Raw genomic sequence first — 20824 nt, 5'->3', positions numbered from 1 at the left:
TTATTATGAAAAACAAACTGACAGCCCGGGAATTATCCAGTTTCTGCGGGCAGATGGGAATGCTTCTGCATTCCGGCATATCCACAGCTGAAGGACTTCACATCCTCTGTGACGAAAGCAAGACCGATGCAGACCGGCAGATCCTCACACCCCTGATCCGTTCCGTGGAAGAAAACGGTTCTCTTTCCCGGGCTCTTGACGAATCCGGGATCTTTCCCACATCCATGACCGCCTATGTCCGGACCGGTGAGGAAACCGGCTGCCTGGATGAGATCATGGAAAGTCTCAGTTCCCACTATGAACAGGAGGAAGAAATCTCAGGACAGATACGGTCTGCAGTCACTTACCCGCTGCTCATGCTTGGCATGATGGCTGTTGTGATCCTGGTCCTTCTGATAAAAGTCCTGCCGGTATTTCAACAGGTATTTAACCAGATGGGAATGGAAATGAACGGGGTTTCCCGGGGACTTCTGAATGCAGGCAACGTGATCAGCCGGTATTCCTCTGTTTTTCTGATCCTCGCCGCAGCCCTCATTGGCTGCATCCTGTTTTTCAGTCTTACGGAAAAAGGTCACAGCCTGCTGCGAAAAATGGCCATCCATCTCCCGTTTTTCCGTGAGATCCCGGTTGCCATGGATTACAGTCGTCTGGCCCAGGGCCTTTCCCTGGGGCTTCGGAGCGGACTTTCCCCGGAAACCAGCCTGGAGCTTACAAAGGATCTGATCTCACAGCCGGTGATACTCGAAAGACTCCGGAAGGCTTCCTCTATCCTGGATAGCGGAGAAACTTTTTCCAAGGCTCTTACAGAATCCGGTCTGTTCGGCGGCATGGAAGGCCGTCTCATCACGATATCCTTCTATTCCGGTTCCAGTGACGAAACCTTCCGCAGGCTTTCCCGGCAGTACACCGAAAGATCCATAGATCTGATCTCACAGGCAGTCTCCATTGTGGAGCCTACCATCGTGATCCTGCTGTCTCTTCTTGTGGGGCTGGTCCTTTTATCCGTCATGATGCCGCTTCTGGGGATTCTCTCAGATTTTGCAATGTAAGGTGGTGACCACATGGAACTTTTTGAAAGCCGCAGAACAAAATTTCTCAGAGCATTTTTTCTTCTCTTTCCGGCGCTGCTTCTGGTTTTATCCTGCACCTTGTTTGTGGCAGGTGTCAGCAGCACCTCCGACCAGGCCGTACACAAAGAACAGGATGCTCTGGAACAGGCACTGAAAAACGGTGCCATCCGCACCTATGCCCTCACAGGCACATATCCCGAAAGCCTGTCCCAGCTTCTCTCGGATTATCATATCACTTATGACAAAACCAAATTCGTAGTAGAGTATGTTCCTAATGGTTCCAATCTCCTGCCGTCTATCAGCGTGATCGCTCTGTCCGGCAGTGCGAAAGGAGGGAATGCCTCATGAATCACCGGAAGAACACCGGACATTCCGTTTCTTCTCTTTTTTCGCTTCTTCTTTTCGGTGTTTTTGTTCTGTTCCTTATACTGATGCTGCTGTTTTCCGCCCGGATTTACCAGCAGACTGTGAAACAGACTGACTCCGATTCCGAGCTTGGGACCGCAGCAACTTATCTGACTACCAAATTCCGGCAGCACGACCGCGGCGATGAGATCTTTTCCGGTTCCCTGGATGATATTCCTGCCCTTTGTTTCCGGGACGATATCAAAGGAAAAGAATATATCACGTATATTTACCTGAAGAATGACAGTCTGATGGAGCTTTTCACTGCAAAAGGCTCTCAGGCCAGTTCCGATGCAGGAACCGTCATCTCACAGCTTTCCGATTTCCGGTTTTCGGAAATGGAAAATGGTTTTTACCACTTTTCCCTGGAAAGTACCACGGGAGTCCGCTCGGAATTCCTGCTTCATCGCATTGACAAAAAGGAGGCATCATGAAAGAATCAAGACATAATTCCGGTACCAGCCTTTTTCTGATGGAAATGATCCTTGCCCTTTTGTTTCTGTCACTTTCCTCAGCTGCCTGCATCCAGATCTTCGCGGCAGCACGGAAAAACCGGCTCCAGGCAGAACAGTGGAACCAGATCCAGGCTCTCACAACCTCCGTGGGCGAGATACTGGAAGGCACTGACGGAACCGATGAACAGTTCCTCTCTCTGCTTCCGGGGGGCATCAAAAAGAACACCAACCTGATCTGGTATTATGACCGTAACTGGCAGAGCTGCTCTTCCGGAGAAGCCGCCTGTGAAATGATCCTGGAAACAGATATTTCTTCTTCAGAAAAATCCGGCGAGCTTTCTTTCCGGCAGCTTTCCAACTGCAGTGAGCTTTACCGGATCACCCTGCGTTTTCCTGTCGATGACTACAGAAGGGAGGCTGTACATTGAAACAGAAGCATACGTCTTTTGTAACTGTCGGCATTCCTTCCCTGTTTCTTATCTTCTCTGTGCTGTGTCTCTGTGTACTTGCTCTGCTTACTCTTGGAAGCTCCAGATCCAGTCTTAACACAGCCAGACATTCTATGGAACAGACCGAAAATTATTACACCGGCTGCGCAAGCGCCACGGAAACCGTTTCAGAAATCCGTGATGATCTGGAGCAATACAGGGAAAAAGCTTCCGATGAGACCAGATATTTTTCCATGATACAAAAGCTTGCGGACACAAGAGACGATCTCAGCTGGGATTCCCACAGCCACACCCTTTCCTTCTCCGTTGGAATTTCCGAGACACAACAGCTTTCTGTAGTGCTTGAGATTTTTTACCCGCAGGAAAAAAGCTCTTCCGCTTATCAGATCCTGCAATGGAACACAGAGCTTACCGGATCCTGGCAACCTGACAACCACCAGAATGTATTTAAAGGAGAATAAACCTATGGATACCCCTATTCCTGAATTTTTGGCAGAAGCTGCCAACCGGCGTGTCTCTGATATCTTTATCATCGCAGGCCGCCCCCTGGCAGAAAAGATCGACGGTCATCTTTTGGACCGTGGTGACAGATTGATGCCTGATCAGACAGAAAATTTACTCCGCACCATTTACGGCCTTGCGGAAAACCGCGATATATCCCGTCTTATGGAAACCGGTGATGATGACTTTTCTTTTTCCATTCCCGGTGTTTCCAGATTTCGCGTCAATGCCTACAAGCAGCGTGGTTCCCTGGCTGCCGTGATCCGCGTGATCGCCTTCCGGCTGCCGGATCCTGCAGAGCTTTCCATTCCCGAGGATGTGATGAACATCTCCGAATATACCCGTGGCATGGTCCTTGTTACCGGTTCTGCCGGAAGCGGTAAATCCACCACCATGGCCTGTCTGATCGACCGGATCAACCATACCCGGGAAGGCCATATCATCACTCTGGAGGATCCTCTGGAATATCTCCACCGCCATGATCGCTGTATCGTCAGCCAGCGCGAGATCTGTACCGACACCGAAAGCTATCTGACTTCTCTTCGTGCCACACTACGCCAGAGCCCGGATGTGATCCTTCTTGGAGAGATGCGTGATCATGAAACCATCCAGACTGCCATGACCGCTGCGGAAACCGGTCATCTTGTCCTTTCCAGCCTGCATACTCTGGGAGCAGCCAACACCATCGAACGCATCATGGACGTGTTTGAGCCATCCCAGCAGCATCAGATTGCCCTCCAGCTTTCCATGGTCCTTCAGGCTGTGATCTCCCAGCAGCTGATCCCGGATGTGGACGGACGCAACATTCCTGTTTTCGAGATCATGCGCCTGACTCCTGCCATCCGCAATATGATCCGCGACAATAAAGTACACCAGATCGAAGGCGTGATCTCCACATCCGGTCAGGAGCAGATGCGTTCTATGGACCAGAGCCTTCTGGAATTATATAAAAAAGGCCGTATCACCAGGGATACAGCTCTGAAATACGCTTTAAACGCGGACATGCTGAAGCGCAGACTTATGTAAGGATCTTCTCGGTATACCTCTGCCTGATATGTAAAAACACATAAAAAATCCCTTACCGATCTCTGATATGTTTCCGGAATACAGAACACATATCATTTTACAGATCCGGTAAGGGATTTTTTTATTTTCAATCCGATCTCGATCAAAAAGCCATTCCTTCTCTGTGATCGATCAATGCACTACATTTCCTACAATTCCATAAGAAACAATATACATAATGGCACTTGCCATAAAAAGTCCGCACAGGATCGCAATGGAGGATTTTTTGATATCCACCTCAAGAAGAGAGGCGATCAGTGCACCTGTCCAGGCTCCTGTGCCCGGAAGAGGGATTCCCACAAACAGCAAAAGTCCAAGAAATTCATACCTCTTGATCTGGTCACTCTTTCCCATAGCTCTATTTTCCAGCTTTGTGATCAGACCTCTGAATGTCTTTGTTTTTTTCATCCATTTAAAAATCTGCCGGATAAAAAGCAGGATAAACGGAATCGGAATAATATTTCCCACGATACAGATCGGCAGTGCCTTCGCAGCCGATATCTTCAGCAAAGAAGCTGCCAGAAGGCCGCCTCGAAGCTCCAGTATCGGGATCATAGAAATGATGAACACAGCTCCCTCGGGAGAGATAAACTGTGCAAGGTGGTGTGAAAACCATTGTACCAGTACTTCCATAGTACCTCCTTAATTGTTATTTCTGCAGATATTCCGTCAAGAATTCTACCAGCTTTTTCATCTCCTCATCGGTACCGATGGTGATACGGAGATGATTGTCGATCCTGTCCTTCGGGAAATATCTTACATAGATATGTTTCTCCCTCAGTGCTGCGAAAAGCTCTTTGGCCGGACAGCTCTCATGTGTGGCAAAGATAAAGTTGGATCTGGAATCCTGGAAGGAAAATCCAAGCTTCCTGAGCTCTGCCTTTGTCCACTCTCTTGTTGTAATGATCTTATGGCAGCATTCCTCAAAATATGCCTTATCCTCCATAGATGCCACACCAGCTGCGATGGTAGTACGATCCATGGTATAGGAGTTAAAGGAATATTTCACATCATTGAGATATTTGATCAGCTCCGTATTTCCGAAGGCATATCCGATACGCATTCCTGCCAGGGATCTGGACTTGGAGAAGGTCTGCACAACAAGCAAATTATCATATTTTTCGATCAACGGCAGTGCGGATGCTGCTCCGAAATCCACGTACGCCTCATCTACGATCACGATACTCTCCGGATTCTTTGCCACGATCTCCTCGATCTCGGAAAGAGGCATTTCCACGCCGGTCGGTGCATTGGGGTTAGGGAATACGATTCCGCCGTTTTCACGGAAATAATCTTCTTTACGGATATGGAACTCCTCATCTAATACCGGGCGCTCATATGGGATCCTTAAAAGATCTGCCCATACATCATAGAAGGAATAGGTGATATCCGGGAACAGGATCGGTTTCTCTGAATTAAAAAATGTGAGAAAACACATAGCCAGTACGTCATCGGAACCAACGCCTGTAAATACCTGCTCATCCTTCAGTCCGTAGAACGCGGCAATACTGTGTACCAGGTCTCCTGCTGTCGGATCCGGATAAAGTCTCAGGGTATCGGCATCAAGGGCCTTCAGCGCCTTCTCCACACCAGGAGCCGGTGAATATGGATTCTCGTTTGTATTCAGTTTGATCATGCCGCTCTCATTTGGCTGCTCGCCAGGAGTATACGGCACTACTTTTCGTATATTAGCTTCCCATGGTTTCATGCTGTGCTTAACCTCCTATCATATTCTTTTGCTATTGTACTCACTGCGAGGACATTTGTCAAAGGGTAATACCACCTGCCGGGAAACAAAAAGACACCCGTACCGGGTTACAGAGTACGGGTGTCTGATATATTCTTCTTAATGAAGGGCTGTTTTGGTTCGTATCAGGCGCTTAAGATCAGATACGTGCTACGCCTGTTGCTTTTGCTGCCTCTGCTACTGCTTTTGCGACAGCCGGTCCGACTCTCTTGTCAAATGCCTTCGGAATGATATACTCCGGAGAAAGCTCCTCATCTGTGATCAGATCTGCAAGAGCCTTGGAAGCTGCAATCTTCATCTCATCGTTGATATCACTTGCTCTTACATCAAATGCACCACGGAAGATTCCAGGGAATGCAAGAACGTTGTTGATCTGGTTCGGGAAGTCACTTCTTCCTGTGGAGATAACCTTTGCTCCGCCTGCTTTTGCATCATCCGGGAAGATCTCCGGTGTCGGGTTTGCGCATGCGAAGATGATGGCATCTTTGTTCATGGTCTTAACCATCTCTGTTGTCACTGCTCCAGGAGCGGAAACACCGATAAATACATCCGCGCCAACCAGCATCTCTGCAAGAGATCCCTGTTTCTTCTGAAGGTTTGTGAGCTTGCTCATCTCTTCCTTAACCGGGTTCATTCCTTCTGTACGTCCCTCATAGATGGCACCCTTTCTATCGCAGAGTGTAACATCCTTGAAGCCTGCTTTCAGAAGAAGTCTGCAGATAGAGATAGCAGCTGCACCTGCACCGTTCATAACGATACGAACATCCTCTTTCTTCTTTCCGACAACCTTCAGAGCGTTTGTCAAACCTGCAAGTGTGATAACTGCAGTTCCGTGCTGATCATCGTGGAAGATCGGAATATCACATTTCTCTTTCAGTTTTTTCTCGATCTCAAAGCATCTCGGAGCGGAGATATCCTCAAGGTTAACACCACCGAAGGATCCGGAGATCATGTAAATAGTATTTACGATCTCGTCTACATCATGGCTCTTAATGCAAAGCGGGAATGCGTCTACATCGCCGAATGCCTTGAACAGTACACATTTACCTTCCATTACAGGCATACCGGCTTCCGGTCCGATGTCACCAAGACCAAGAACTGCGGAACCGTCTGTTACAACAAGACACATATTCCATCTTCTTGTAAGCTCGTAGGATTTATTGATATCTTTCTGGATCTCAAGGCAAGGCTGAGCTACACCTGGTGTATATGCAAGAGAAAGGTCGTCTTTATTCTCAACCGGCACTCTTGTAACAACCTCGATCTTACCTTTCCAATCTCCGTGCAGTCTTAATGACTCTTTTGCATAATCCATTTTCTTTTCCTCCTTGGATAATTATGATATATTTCATTTCAAAAGGATTACCTGAATTAATAATTACCATTGAAGAATTTACTGTCCTTCGGAAGCTCATAGCCTTCAAAATAAGAGCCAAAATCAAGCTTCAGATAACTGCAGAGATCAGCAAGCTCTACCATGGTATTGTCGTTGACCGGAATGCCATTCTCTTTTCTGTCTTTTTCAGCAGCTACCTCTTTCTCGCCGTGTGTATAGATCCTGTCCTGACCGTCTGCCTTCGGACTCTCCCGAAGTGCCTCAAGATATTCTGAAAAATGCTTGCGGATCGCATCCGGATCTCCGAATGCCGCCGGGTTGATCGCCATAAATCCATGGCAGATACCGGTCTTATCCGGGAATGTACAGCATTTATCGGAGGTAACGCCCATGGAAAGAATAGAGCTGAACAGCTCACAGAGCATTCCATAGCCATATCCCTTATGGCTTCCGCTGACTTCCTCGTTTCCACCAAGAGGCATGATTCCGCCGCCCTTCTTGGCTACGATGTTTGCAAGTACATCCGGTGCATTATTGCTGGCATGACCGTTTTTGTCAAGTGCCCAGCCATCCGGAAGAGGCTTGCCCATCTTATTATACATTTCCAGTTTACCCCTGGTTACAACTGTTGTGGAACAGTCAAAGAAAAACGGATACGGGTCTGCAGGCATAGCGACTGCGATCGGGTTGGAGCCCAGCATAGCCTTTCTTCCAAAAGTCGGTACCATGATCGCCTCGGAGTTGGTACATGCCATTCCAAGAAGGCCTTCATGGCAGGCCATGTTCGCATAATATCCTGCAATACCGAAATGATTGGAATTTCGTACACTTACGATTCCCACACCAGTTGTCTTTGCCTTCTCAATTGCCTTTTCCATGGCAAAATGGCTGATCAGCTGGCCCATTCCGTTATGTCCGTCTATCACAGCAGAAATCGGTGTTTCAAAAACAACTTCCGGTTTCGCCTGGGGATGAATAGTCCCCTTCTCGATTCCTTTATGGTAACGAACCATCCTCTGCATTCCGTGGCTCTCGATCCCATACAGATCAGCAGTCAGAAGAACATCTTTAATGATATTTCCTTCTTCCTCAGAAAAGCCAAACGCTTTGAAAACGTCTCCGCAGAAATGGTTCAGTGTGTCATAACTCCATTTTACATATCCCATAATCGCAAGTCCTTTCTCCTGATATTTCCGGCAGGTTACTGCCCACGCTGTGACCCGCAGCATACTTTATATAATACTGCAGGGGTACAGTAACCTTCATCCTGTGCTGTCTCGTCTTACGCTGTCCTGCCTCATGCTGTCTCATCTTACGTTGTCTCGTCTCATGTTGTCTCGTCTCAAGCTGTCTCGTCTTATGTTGTCTCGTCTTATGTTGTCTCGTCTCATGAAGCCTTCAGGATGCTGCCATAATATCAAACTTTTTTGGTATTACCAATACATCCCCTATTATAGCACTCGGTCTTACCAAAATCAATAGTGGTCTTACCAGATTAACGGGATTTTTACTGAAATTTTATTTATTTCAAGTGGATCAGCGATGAAATACAAGGCTGTTCTCGCCCTGCTGCTGTGCGATCTCCATTATATATTTCTCAATGGTTTCCATATGTTCGCGCATCAGCCTCTCCGCCTGGTTCCGGTCTCCGGAAATAATGGCTTCCACCAATCTTCTGTGCTGGTCATCCACCTCAAGAGCAGAATTATGTTTCTGCATAATATAAGCTCGGGTACCGGAAATGATCTCCTCTGTCAGCTGCGCTGCCGCATCCAGAACATTATAGATCATAGGATTCCCTGCGATCCTGCCGATTTTCGTATGAAGCTTCTTATCAAGACCTGCACGGGCTTTCTCGTCCTCTGAGCTCTCCAGCTGTGCCAGGATGGAACGCAGATCTAATGCATCCTTCTCCGTACAATTCCCGGCTGCAAGAAGCGCAGCCTCCTGCTCCAGCGCAGAACGAAGTTCCTGTACCTGCTGTACATGGCTGTTATTCAGCTGAAAAAGAAGGGCCAGTGGTGCAGAAAGCCACTGATCCATATTCTCGGTAATATAGTTGGCTCCGCCGCGGACCGTTGTGACAATTCCCATCAGCTCCAGTGCCCGCAGGACTTCACGGACAGCAGGTCTGGAAACTCCCAGGGATTCTGCCATAACACGTTCCGCAGGTAAAGTGTCCCCCGGCTTCAGTTCTCCCCGCCGGATATTTTCTATGATCTGCACTAATATTCCGTCAAATGCTCGTTCTTCTGTAATCTTTGTAAACATGTCGTCCGTTTCGGCCGCCTTCCTTTATTATTGTGTTGCCTTCCTTTACATAAAAATCCCGGAATATAGACAAGTGGATATTTACCATTCTCAGTCATCATGCAGTTCTGCACCAGATGATCGCTCTGCAGCCATTCAGCCAGTCTGTGCATTTTGACTATTTGCCCTCTCTATTTTCCGGACTTTTATAGTAAATATTATACGATAATTCCCCAATTTAATCAATAGTAAATAATAAATTGGTAAGACATATTATTTTATTCCATTATTGAGAATGTTTTCCACTTCCTCCATCTGGCCCAGAAGCATTTTCTGGCGGTCGTCAAAAAGAAGACCTTTATTATGCCTGTAATACTGGTCAGAACCGTTCTCCCGAATGAACCAGAGACTATAATAGTTGGCATTCAGTTCTGTGATAAATGCCACCATTTCCTGGCTGTCCCCAAAAGCAGCTTCCATGAAGTCGAAGACGTTCTGAAGAGTAAGAGATATTTCGTCGGTTCGGTTTTCGTAGGCTTCGGTTTCGGATTCGAAGAGGACTTTCACAAACTCATAGTTCCTGTTTGACGATGGATCTTTCGATTCTGCTGCAGCACTTCTGCCTCCTGCCGGATATGAGCCTGATCTGGTTTTATCTGATCCGGTTGATTTCGATCCAATTGATCCCGAGGTTGATTTCGATCCGGACGCATTTTCAAAAAATGACACAACACGTTTCTGTATACGCTCCTGCTGTTTTGTAAGAAGCTCACTCTTTTTGTCCTTTTCAAGATCCGCCTCTGCTTTTTCCATGAGATTTTTTGCTGTGAGGCTGTCCTGATCTTCTCTGAAGTACACCATATAATCATACAGTTTCGTGAGATAGGCATCGGTAAGATAGCATTCTGTAAAAAGCTCGCTGAGCTTTCCGTTGAGAAGGCTTACAATGCTCAAATGCTCGTCCAGAGAGGCTGTGCGGATCTTACCCAGAGTAATGGAATCCCACTTTCCTTTCAGGATGTCCTCCACTTTATAATCCGTTCTGTACTTATAATAAAGAGCCAGATAGCTGGCGAAGTCCTTCGCGATCATCCTGTGCTGGATGTACTGGCTGACCACCTCACGGTCTACGGTTTTTCCAAGGATCTCATAAACCTGGATCAGACGGGAAAGATCCTCCCAGCCTCTGGCTGTGGCAAAGATCTTTCCGTCTACGGTATTCTCCACCCTGTAGAAATTTTTTCTGCGAAGCTCCAGATAGGAGATCACCGCCGGATGAATTCCCTGCTGGTAGGCGTATTCCTTCCATACATCAAAGTCTGCCTCCACATCAATCTTCTTGATACGGTCCAGAGTGACCACATCGAATTCCCGGACGGATTTGTTATATTCCGGCGGGTTGCCTGCTGTGACGATTACCCAGCCTTCCGGCACCTTCTGGTTTCCGAAGGTTTTTCCCTGAAGGAACTGCAGCATCATCGGTGCCAGTGTTTCAGATACGCAGTTGATCTCATCAATGAACAGGATGCCTTCTTTCAGACCTGTTTTTTCCATTTTGTCGTAAACGGATGAAATGATCTCACTCATGGTATATTCCGTGACAGAAAATTCTTCCTCACCATAATTCTTTTTTATAATAAAAGGAAGTCCCACAGCACTCTGCCTGGTGTGGTGGGTAATGGTATAGGAAACAAGAGCAATCCCGCATTCCCTTGCTATCTGTTCCATAATCTGTGTCTTTCCGATTCCCGGAGGGCCCATAAGAAGGATCGGTCTCTGTCGGATCGCCGGGATCCGGTACTCACCGAATTCGTCCTTTGAAAGATATGCTTCTATGGAATCTCTGATCTCCTGCTTTGCTCGTTTTATGTTCATGGTATTCTCCTTTTCACGGCATATAAAAAACTGCCTGCAGGATCCTCCGCCTAAAACGGGTTGCCTTGCGCGACATCTGCAAAAAATATGCCTGAATCCAATGATAAATCGAAAATTGAATTCAGGCAAGTTTTTCACTACTATATAATTTTTTTTATTCTGCTGTCAGTGTGTGTATCAGGTTCAGAATACGTCCCGCACACATTCTGACAACTTCTTCCGAAAGCTTTCCGTCTTCAAAAGCTTTTCGGATATTTTCTGCGTCGGCTGCATTACCAGGCATGATAATATCATTTCCTGCTGTCACGCATTTCCACGGAATACTTCCATCTTCCGGAACCGTTGTATTCCAGTCTGACATGATCACACCGTCAAATCCCCATTCTTTTCGGGCAATGGCTGTACAGAGATCAACACTGTTTGCAGCATGGACACCATTCAGTAAATTATAGGAAGACATGATTGCCACTGGTCTGCTCTCTTTAACTGCAATCTCAAAACCACGCAGGTAAATTTCCCTCAGGGCACGTTCTGATACCTGTGCATCTACGCCCATACGATTATCTTCCTGATTGTTGCAGGCAAAATGCTTAACGGTAACACCGCAGCCAGGTCTGCTCTGCACTCCTTTTGTCATGGCTGCTGCCATGGTTCCGGAAAGCAGCGGATCTTCGGAATAATACTCAAAATTTCTGCCGCACAGAGGGTTTCTCTGAATATTAAGACCAGGTGCTAACCAGAGATCTATGTGGAATTCCTCCATTTCTTCTGCCACTGCTATTCCAACTTTTTCCACAAGGGCAGTATCCCAGGTCTGAGCCAGTGCAGTTCCAACCGGAAATGCCGTACAGAACTGATAATATCTGTCTGCGTTTTCGTGAGTCTCATCTGTTCTCAGGTATCCGTTTTCCAGAGATCCAAGGACACCGATTCCATATACTGTGTCTGTTTCTCTGTCTACTTCATAATTCTGCTGAAGTCTCAGTCCTGCCGGCCCATCGGCCATGATCAGTGGGGAAACGCCATATTGCTCATAAAGAGCAGCCGTGGTCTCACCGGCAGAGCCAGGAACACGGATTCCTGCCGCCCCCAGATTACTGGAGATTCCAGCAATATTCCCATAAAACAGCGGGAGCAGATCCTTTGCAGGAATCTTATTTTCCGGTTGGCAGGTGCATTCTGTTCTCTTCTCTGGTTCAGGATAATAGATATATCTTCCAATCTTCTCATTCTCTGCCTTCTCTTTCCATTTCAGAGTTCTGGCAGAAAGATTCTGGCGGTCATAAACTTCTTCAGTAATATCAGTCTGATTCTCAAGGATATTCGTTTTATCCAGGATCACACTCTCCGGCACTTCAAGCATTGCAGCCAGCGTAAGCGATGCAATGCTGTTTCCGACCCAGACAGCATAATAACCTTTTTCAGCAATCCAGGCATGCTGCTCTTCGGAAAAATATGCCAGTGTCTTTCTGTCGATCCTGATTTTCAGCAGTTCTTTTTCCCCCGGCTTCAGAAGTTTTGTTTTTGCAAAGCCAGCCAGCCGACGGTATTCCTTCCCTGATTCATCCTGTGGAAGAGACACATAGACCTGCACGACCTCTTTTCCCGAAAAAGTTTCTCCTGTATTCGTTACCTCTGTTTCAACTTCAACGCCATCCCCTGATGTTTTCATCCCATGGAAGCGTATCTGCATTTCTGTGTAAGAAAGTCCATATCCAAACGGAAACAGCGGTTTTACACCAAAAGTATCAAAATAACGATATCCTGTATAAATTCCTTCCTTGTACTCTTCTCTTTCAAGCTTGCCATTAAGATAGCTGTATTCCTCTGCACACGGATAATCCTCATACCTTCTGGCCCATGTTGCAGTCAGCTTGCCGCCTGGAGTTACCTTTCCCAGAAGGACATTGGCGAGGGCAAGTCCGCCTCTTTGTCCAAGCTGGGAAATATTCAGGACAGCACAGATATTTTCTGTTTCTTCCAGAATATCTGTCAGTTCTACCGGACCGCCGGAATTCAGGATAAGTACTGTAGGAATCTTCTGTGCATCAAGGAACCGGATATCCTCCCGCTCCCGTCTGCTCAGATAATAATCTCCCTCGACCCTGCGCCTATCCTTTCCCTCACCGGAAATCCTGCTTACCACATAGATTGCTGTCTGGGCATCGACAGTATCTTCTGCTGTGACTGCACGGCCTTCCGGCATTGCAAAGGGATTTTCCGCATAGGCATCAAAAGGATTTTCCACAAACTTTGCTTCTTCCAGTATTTTTTCTTTCCATGCCCGGCGTGCTTCTGCGTATATTGACTCATAATTGGCCAGCCATTTCTCGCTTACGATCTGAATACCGTTTTCTTTCAGTCCCTGATAAATAGAAATGTTACTTCTGTTATTCACATCACCGGAACCTGTTCCGCCTTTCACTGTCTTTCCCGCACCGGCGCCGTATAAACCTATTTTCGTGGAAATATTCAGAGGGAGTATTTTTTTATCATTTTTCAGCAGTACAATACCCTCCTCTGCTGCTTTTTCCGAAAGAAGACCGTTTCGTATTTCACGGTCTGACATGCTGTGTTTCTTTGTTCCGCTGTGTTTCCATTTCTTAACTGTCATATCTTACCTGCTACCTTTTGTTATTCTTTTACGCCTCCAAGTGTCACTCCTGCGATGATAAACTTGGAAAGAAGGAGATATACGATAATGATCGGCACAATGGCAACTGTGATCATCATGTAAATCTTACCCATATCAAAATTCATATAATCTGCTCCACGAAGTGTTGCAATCAGGATTGGAACAGTCATCTTGCTTTTAGACTGGATAACCAGAGCAGGAACGAAATAATTGTTCCAGGAGCCTACAAATGTAAAAATCGCCTGTACAGCGATTGCCGGCTTCATGATTGGCAGGACAATACTGTTGAAAGTACGGAATTCTCCGGAGCCGTCAATTCTGGCTGCTTCTACCAGTGACATCGGCAGTGAGGACTGCAGATAGCTGTACATAAAATAGAATACGGCCGGTGACGCAACAGACGGAATAATCAACGGAAGCAGGGAATCATATAATCCCATCTTTGTGATCAGACGAAGGAAGCCCATTGCAGTTACCTGTGTCGGCATGACGAGGATCGCCATGATAAATGTAAACGCTATATTCCTTGCCTTGAAATCATAGGCATAAAGACCATATGCTGTCAGTGAGGAAAAATATGTACATAATACTGCACTGCATCCGGACACGATAATACTGTTAAGAATTCCCCTGAACATCGGAAAGCTTCCGTCATTTGCAACATTCATCAGGTTTTTCCAGAAATATTTTCCAGGAAGAGCAGAAAATCCCTTCTGAAGCTCTGCATGAGAATGAGACGCATTCACGATCAGTACATAAAAGAAAAAGAGACACATAAAGGAAAGAATAATAAGTACCACATGTGCCACGATACTTCTGATCCTGCTGGCTGTCTTATCTTTCATCATTTTGTTTTTCTCCTTTCTGCTCTTGCTCTCTTTTTCGCTGCTTTCTTAGATCCGTCCGGATCATTGTCGTTAGTCATACGATATACAAAGAAGCAGAGGATTGCACTGATAATAAACAGGTATACAGACAATGCTCCGGCCATACCATAATTCTTGCTCTTCAGATGGCTGTTCAGGAACATAATCAGTGTCATGGATGTTCTGTCCGGATTACCCTGTCCGTTTGTGAGGATCTGCGGTACATCAAACATCTGAAGGCCACCGATGATGGAAGTGATCAGAGTATAGGAAAGAATCGGACGAATCAGTGGAAGCGTAATATAGACGAAACGCTGAATGCTGTTGCATCCGTCCAGATCCGATGCTTCAAAAATATCCATACTGATTCCCATTACTGCTGCCATCAGCATGATGGTCGTGTTTCCGAACCACATCAGGAAATTCATGAAACCTACCAATGATCTTGTTCCCAGAACAGAGCCCAGAAAATCAATCGGTTCCTTTATCCAGCCCAGTGAACACAAAATGGAGTTTACAGGTCCGTTTGTGGAAAACATGGTAAAAAACAGAAGTGCAAATGCTGATGCCATGATCAGGTTCGGCAGATAAATTACAACCTTAAAAAACTGCTTGCCATGAAGCTTCAGCCTGGCATCAGTAAACCAGCATGCAAGCACCAGTGCAACAACGATCTGCGGAACAAATCCGATCACCCAAAGGATCAGTGTATTCAGTCCGTATTTCAGCATGTCAGAATGCAGAAGACTGACATAATTGGCAAGTCCTACAAAATTAGGACCAATCTGCTTGATTCCAGAACGGAAATATTCAAAAAAGCTGTATCTCACTGTATCAAACAGCGGAATCAGCGAAAAGATAAAATAGATCACAAAAAACGGAAGAATAAATATGTATCCCCATTTTCCGTAATTAACGCTCTTTTTCTTCATAATGCTCTTCCTTTCCAGCAAGCTGCAGGATCCAAAGATCCTGCAGCATCAACAATTATCCTCATGTGGTATTTATTCCGGCCACTGGATCTCTGTGATTTCCGGATAACGCTCCTGAATAGCTGTCTCAAAGTTGGATTTTGCTTTGTCAAAGTCTACTTTACCCTGGAAGTAATCACTGAAAGCGTTCTGGATCAGCTCTACACAACCCTGGTCATATGCGGAAAGCGGTGCGATCTTGATATTCTCTGCAACCGGTGCAAAATACTCAAACGGGTTCTGTCCACCAAGGAAATCAGATGCGAAATCTGCATTTGTAGCTGCATCTTTCATACCGGATTTTGTATTTGTAAAATCAGAGTATTCTTTGGAAATCTTAAGAAGATTATCCTGATTTCCCGTCATTGCCAGGATAATATCTTTGACATGTTCCGGATTATCTGTTCCTGTTGCAGCCTGAATGTAAGAGCCACCCCAGTTGTATTCCTGCGGAGGATTTGTAACAGCCCAGTCACCTTCTGCTCCATCCCAGTTTGGTTTCAGAGTAAAGTCGATACCCCATGCCGGGAAGAGGAATGCGAATACCTTGGACTCAGAACTCATTGCCTTGTTCCAGTCATCGTTCCACTGACCTTTTACAGTTTTGTTAAGATAACCTGCATCCAGCCACTCTTTGGAATCTTTTACCCAGTCCATGATCTTTTACCCAGTCCATGATCTTTGAATCTACTTTGATCACAGAATCACCGGACTCTACCCACGGATTCTCAATGCTGTTTCCATATAAACGAAAAGTGTCTGCATAAGAAGCAAATGTATAATATCCTTTTTCTTTCAGCTGAGCTGCTGTTTCTTTAGCTGTATCCCAGTCTTTCATCTTCTCGCCAACTTCTTTCGGGTCATCAGTACCGAAAACATCTTTCGCAATGTCACGACGATATACAAGGACACCCGGGCAGCACTGCCATGTGGCGCCTCTCTGTACTCCATCCGCATCAGAAGCTGTTGTTTTCGTGAAATCATACTGATCTGCAAGATCCTTGTCCGGATCAATGCCAAGATCAGTAAGAGGCATTGCAACATCTGCATCTTTGTCTGTATATTTGAATACATAATCTGTCTCAGAAAGGAACATGTCTACCTTATCATCTGCACTTGCATCAGCCTGGTTGAGAAGTGCCTCATCCAGTTTCTGCTGATATACGCCATCCTGGTTCGGATTTACGATCCAGTGGATCTCTGTACCATCTTTCAGTTTTGTAACTGTACCATCTTTGGAAGTGGACTCTACTTCCGGATAAATAGCTTCCAGTCTCTGACGGAACTCATCATTCCAGGAATAAATATTGATCACTTTTCCCTCATCCGATCCTTTTGCAGATACACAGCTTACATTTGCTGCCATCATTCCACAAACCATTGCTGCTGCAAGGATCATAGATACCGCTCTTTTTTTCATAGTATAAATCCTCCTTTTTCTGTAGCATCCCCGATGCTTTACCTTTGATGATGAAAATATACCATTTTTTTATCTGCGATTATATTATTAATCTTAACAAAATGTCAGATTCATGTCATAATATAAAAAACCAACACATTCCTTAAACATCAACATATAAGGAGGATATCAATATGTCCATTTCCCAAGACTGGATTACTAATGAGCTAAAAGATACAGAACCGGAAGCTCTTCATCGCTCTCCCTCTGTGGAATATTCTTTTTACAATGCCGTAAGAGCCGGTGATATGGAAGCTGTAAACAAAAACTGCGAGGAAGACTCTTTTCTTCATCTGAAGGGAACCGGTATCCTCTCCAAAAATCCTCTGACCAACCTGAAGTATCATTTCGTTGTCACTACTGCCATGCTCACCCGTTACTGTATTGACGGTGGACTGGAGCCTGAACAGGCATATCGTCTCAGCGATTTTTACATTCTGAAAATGGATTCCTGCACCACTGTACGCCAGATTGCAGATCTGCATCATATTATGGCCAGAGATTTTACCGGAAAAATGATCCTCCAGAAAAAAAGCTCTATTCTTTCCAGACCGGTCATGCAATGCGTGGACTATATTTACGGTCACATTAAGGAGCGTATCACCATTCAGGATCTGTCAGAACATACCGGACTCTCTCCCAGTTATCTGTCCAGAGTATTCAAACAGAATCTTGGAGTATCCATAAGTGATTACATTCGCGAGAAAAAAATCGAAAAAGCCACTCACCTGCTCCGATACTCTGATAAAACAGTCGTTGATATTGCCAATTATCTGAATTTCTCTTCACAGAGTCATTTTATCCAGATCTTTGAAAACTTCACCGGCCTTACCCCAAAGAAGTACCGTGACAAATATTACAAATCCATGTGGTAAACATCCTTATTATTATGGCTGATATTTTTTATCAGCATCAAAAACGACATCCCGCAGCTTTTTACAACTGTGGGATGCCGTTTTCCTATTGATACTTCTGTTTCTGTAATTTAACAATTATGTATAACCGATTTCTGTTACATCAGTTCCACTTTGATCCTGTGTGTTTCTTTTACAGAAAGCTTTTCGAGCAGTTCCCGATCTATACGTACACAGGTACTCTGTTCGTTTTTCATTTCCTTTTCATCACACCATACTGTTTTTATTTTATATTCTGAAGGAAGTTTTTTCTCCGGATTGCAGATACAGATCTCCAGCTTTCTTCCGGCAAATTCCATAGTAAGAGATGCCTGTCCATTCTCATTATACTGCTCCGGCATCAGTGCCGGCGCGATCACCAGATCTCCAAGATCTCCTCTGACGCCAAATACCTCTGTGATCATAGTCAGCATATACCAGCTTGCAGCACCGGTAAGATATGCATACAATCCTCTTCCCTGATTATCAAAATATTCCGGAATTCCAGGATACATCCTGCTGTTCTCAAAATCCATGGCAGCGTCCAGAAGCGTTTCCAGAACCTTATGTCCTTCTTTTGCATAGCCGTTTTTATACAGTGCATTGCCATACATAACAGCCATATGGGAAAATACCGCTCCGTTTTCCTTTTCTCCATAAGCAAACCCGAACATTCTTCCCAAATCAAATTTTTCTTCATGGAAATTGGTATTCAGGCGATATCCTCCTGCCTGACGGTCAAAAAGATATTTATCCGCACTTTTACAGATAGACTCAATCTGATCTTTCTGTGCGGTTTTACTCATGATCGCAAATACCTGACTGGTAAGCATCATACGTACCTGGCTGTTTTCTGCCCTTTCCACAGGACGTTTATGATCATCATAATATCCGTTGAACCAGCCGTTTTCTCCGTCTTTTACCCATTCTCTTCTGCGGATGTTTTCCATCATCCAATCTGCCTTTTCATCCAGATTCCGGCTAAGCTGGTCCAGACGGATCACAATAGTATTTCCGCTGATATCATGTGCACATTTTTCTGTGTACTGTCTCAGAAGCTGCTGCTTTTTCTCCGGGCTTTCATAAAGCTCACGGTCTCCGGTAAACAGGATTTCCATTTCTTCCGCAACTTCAATCCTGTCAAACATTTCCTTTTCCTGAAGTTTTCTCAGATATTCTGCGATGTTCTTCATATTTCCAGCATATGCACAGGTAAATGCCACACTCTCACCATTTTCCCATGCCATATCCATGGCATCGTTCCAGTCTGCCCCGTGAAGTTTCATCTCGTTGTGCTCTCCTACATCATAAAAAGCACAGAGATTTTCCAGCAAAATGTGTTCCAGAACCGTTCCGTAATAAATCTCACCGGATTCTGTTTTCTGATTTTCTCCATAGGCACTGCTCCATTTTTCATCATGCGCAGTTCCTCTTTTTGTCTGAAGATCCTTGAAATATGGAATCTTCTCAAAAAGGACATTCATATCCCCGGTCTGATCCATATAAAGCTGCGTTGTCACAAATGGCCAGAAAGCATGATCCATCCACACGCGGGCAATGTTGTTGCGGTCTGCGATAAATTCACCCTGTCTGTTTCCGATGATCGTGGCATTGGTTCCATCGATGCGTACTCCACCGTAATTATCGACGATCATCTGACGTACAACAGAAGGATCCATGATCAGAAGTGCCAGACAGTCTTGCCAAAGATCACGCCAGCCTCTTCCACCTTTTCCATAATCATGATACGGGAGGAATGAACAACCGTAAATTCTTCTTAATATCGGCTGGAAACAGATCCATTTCAGATAATTATCTCTGTCCTCATCACCTGTCTCAAAAGAAACATTCACTTTTTCTGTCCAGTGTTTTTTTACATGTTCAAATTCTCTTGCAACCTGTTTTTCAGTTCTGTAAAACCGTGCAGTCTCCTCCGGCAGCTGATTTTTTTCAGATATTCCCGCTGTCACAACATATACAGCTGTTTCATGTGGTCTCAGAACCCTGGATGCAAAACGAATACCACCGACAGCTTCCTTTCCTTCAATTTCTGTTCCTGCCGGAACACCTTTTTTCTCTTCTCTGACCACCTCCGGAATCAGGAAAGAACCGCCTTCTCCGATAAACATTTCCACATCAGGATAAAAGCTTTCCGGTTCCGTTCCCTCGCCTTCAGATCCATATACAAAATATGCAGTATTATTCTTCTGATGACCTCTTTCATCAAAAGAAAGCACCGGTTTTACTTCAACACCGTACTCCGTTGTTCTTATCCTATGCAAAAGGGAAGTCACATGCCTGTGATCTCTGAGATTGTCTGCACTTCTTCCATATACAGGTATTACAGCAACCGATGTGATCTCCTGTTCTTCCTCTTCAATATTGGTAATCTTTACAAGATGGACCTCCGCATCACCTTTCACTGTCACAAAAGACAAAATCTCTGACTGAAGTCCGTATTTCTCAGAAGTTCTGTGCAGCTTCTGCCACATAAATCCGGCTTCCAGGCTGCTTTTATCCTGTTTATCAGTATATTTCTGAAATTCCTGTTCTGCCGAAACTCCGCATGCTGACCAGTAACCTTTTCCTTTTATCTTGCACCAGAAATTTCTGGTGTTTCGATTATTATGAAGATTCTCAATGCTTACCGGTTCCAGCAGAAAATGATTCTGATCCAGTTTGCTGTCTCCTCCCAGAGAAGGGGTGATCGCGGATTTCAATCCGTTTTCTCCGGCCAGAGGTATATATAAACCGCTGTAATTCTCCGGATTTTCTATGGAAAAGCTTCCATTTTTATCCTGAAATTTTATATATTTCATTCTGTGATCTCCTTCCTGCCAAAATAAA

17 protein-coding genes and 1 pseudogene are annotated in these 20824 nt (G+C 45.3%); 7 read left to right on the top strand and 11 right to left on the bottom strand.

Annotated features, from left to right (window positions below; translation table 11 throughout):
• Window positions 1-5: 5 nt before the first annotated feature.
• From CCC17_RS00440 to CCC17_RS00415, 6 genes are read left to right on the top strand one after another with little or no spacing between them, the layout of a single operon-like run.
• Complete coding sequence (locus tag CCC17_RS00440; RefSeq protein WP_287082308.1) at window positions 6-1049, top strand: type II secretion system F family protein; 1044 nt, start codon at window positions 6-8, stop codon at window positions 1047-1049.
• Between the two features lie 12 nt (window positions 1050-1061).
• A complete protein-coding gene (locus CCC17_RS00435; protein ID WP_118752737.1) occupies window positions 1062-1418 on the top strand; it encodes a hypothetical protein in 357 nt (118 codons plus the stop codon).
• The gene (locus CCC17_RS00430; RefSeq protein ID WP_015526158.1) at window positions 1415-1909 is read left to right on the top strand and encodes a DUF4860 domain-containing protein; all 495 of its coding nucleotides are present in this window, start codon (window positions 1415-1417) and stop codon (window positions 1907-1909) included. Before CCC17_RS00435 ends, CCC17_RS00430 begins: the two co-directional genes overlap by 4 nt.
• A complete protein-coding gene (locus tag CCC17_RS00425; RefSeq protein ID WP_015526159.1) occupies window positions 1906-2358 on the top strand; it encodes a hypothetical protein in 453 nt (150 codons plus the stop codon). Before CCC17_RS00430 ends, CCC17_RS00425 begins: the two co-directional genes overlap by 4 nt.
• A complete protein-coding gene (locus CCC17_RS00420; RefSeq protein ID WP_287082306.1) occupies window positions 2355-2840 on the top strand; it encodes a hypothetical protein in 486 nt (161 codons plus the stop codon). The genes CCC17_RS00425 and CCC17_RS00420 overlap by 4 nt, the downstream gene beginning before the upstream one ends.
• A 4-nt stretch (window positions 2841-2844) precedes the next feature.
• Entirely contained in the window at window positions 2845-3906 is a 1062-nt protein-coding gene (locus CCC17_RS00415) for a type IV pilus twitching motility protein PilT (RefSeq protein WP_022426849.1), read from the top strand.
• A 171-nt stretch (window positions 3907-4077) separates the two neighbouring features.
• On the opposite strand, the gene CCC17_RS00410 is transcribed toward CCC17_RS00415, so the two are convergent.
• The 10 genes and pseudogenes from CCC17_RS00410 to CCC17_RS14960 all read right to left on the bottom strand — a co-directional run bounded on the left by CCC17_RS00410 (window position 4078) and on the right by CCC17_RS14960 (window position 17045).
• Window positions 4078-4578 carry a COG2426 family protein gene (locus CCC17_RS00410; protein ID WP_059086725.1) on the bottom strand — a complete coding sequence of 167 codons (501 nt, stop codon included), beginning with the start codon at window positions 4576-4578 and terminating at the stop codon, window positions 4078-4080.
• A 16-nt stretch (window positions 4579-4594) separates the two neighbouring features.
• The gene (gene hisC, locus CCC17_RS00405) at window positions 4595-5653 is read right to left on the bottom strand and encodes a histidinol-phosphate transaminase (protein ID WP_287082304.1); all 1059 of its coding nucleotides are present in this window, start codon (window positions 5651-5653) and stop codon (window positions 4595-4597) included.
• Window positions 5654-5831: 178 nt separating this feature from the next.
• Window positions 5832-7007, bottom strand: a complete 1176-nt coding sequence (locus CCC17_RS00400) for an NAD(P)-dependent malic enzyme (RefSeq protein WP_015526165.1) — start codon at window positions 7005-7007, stop codon at window positions 5832-5834.
• Between the two features lie 56 nt (window positions 7008-7063).
• Window positions 7064-8257, bottom strand: a complete 1194-nt coding sequence (locus CCC17_RS00395; RefSeq protein ID WP_330577260.1) for an Ldh family oxidoreductase — start codon at window positions 8255-8257, stop codon at window positions 7064-7066.
• A 307-nt stretch (window positions 8258-8564) separates the two neighbouring features.
• On the bottom strand, window positions 8565-9299 hold the full coding sequence (locus CCC17_RS00390) for a FadR/GntR family transcriptional regulator (protein WP_287082302.1): 735 nt from the start codon (window positions 9297-9299) through the stop codon (window positions 8565-8567).
• Between the two features lie 252 nt (window positions 9300-9551).
• On the bottom strand, window positions 9552-11153 hold the full coding sequence (locus CCC17_RS00385; protein WP_287082300.1) for an ATP-binding protein: 1602 nt from the start codon (window positions 11151-11153) through the stop codon (window positions 9552-9554).
• 154 nt (window positions 11154-11307) lie between these two features.
• Complete coding sequence (locus CCC17_RS00380; RefSeq protein WP_287082299.1) at window positions 11308-13767, bottom strand: glycoside hydrolase family 3 protein; 2460 nt, start codon at window positions 13765-13767, stop codon at window positions 11308-11310.
• Between the two features lie 20 nt (window positions 13768-13787).
• Window positions 13788-14633 carry a carbohydrate ABC transporter permease gene (locus tag CCC17_RS00375; protein ID WP_173756838.1) on the bottom strand — a complete coding sequence of 282 codons (846 nt, stop codon included), beginning with the start codon at window positions 14631-14633 and terminating at the stop codon, window positions 13788-13790.
• Window positions 14633-15586: a carbohydrate ABC transporter permease gene (locus tag CCC17_RS00370; protein WP_110102965.1), complete on the bottom strand. Its 954-nt coding sequence runs from the start codon at window positions 15584-15586 to the stop codon at window positions 14633-14635. Before CCC17_RS00370 ends, CCC17_RS00375 begins: the two co-directional genes overlap by 1 nt.
• Before the next feature lie 72 nt (window positions 15587-15658).
• Window positions 15659-17045: pseudogene (locus CCC17_RS14960) on the bottom strand (carbohydrate ABC transporter substrate-binding protein).
• Window positions 17046-17218: 173 nt separating this feature from the next.
• Here CCC17_RS14960 and CCC17_RS00360 point away from each other — a divergent pair.
• Window positions 17219-17959: an AraC family transcriptional regulator gene (locus CCC17_RS00360; protein WP_287082298.1), complete on the top strand. Its 741-nt coding sequence runs from the start codon at window positions 17219-17221 to the stop codon at window positions 17957-17959.
• Window positions 17960-18096: 137 nt separating this feature from the next.
• Here CCC17_RS00360 and CCC17_RS00355 read toward each other — a convergent pair whose 3' ends face one another.
• Window positions 18097-20796 carry a GH36-type glycosyl hydrolase domain-containing protein gene (locus CCC17_RS00355; protein WP_287082297.1) on the bottom strand — a complete coding sequence of 900 codons (2700 nt, stop codon included), beginning with the start codon at window positions 20794-20796 and terminating at the stop codon, window positions 18097-18099.
• Window positions 20797-20824 lie beyond the last annotated feature (28 nt).

Origin of the sequence: Blautia sp. LMAG:36 (genome assembly GCF_008680535.1) — a bacterium.
Classification (GTDB): domain Bacteria; phylum Bacillota; class Clostridia; order Lachnospirales; family Lachnospiraceae; genus Blautia_A; species Blautia_A fusiformis.
Note: the sequence above shows the minus strand (reverse complement) of the source record. Positions and strands in the feature narration are given on the sequence as shown.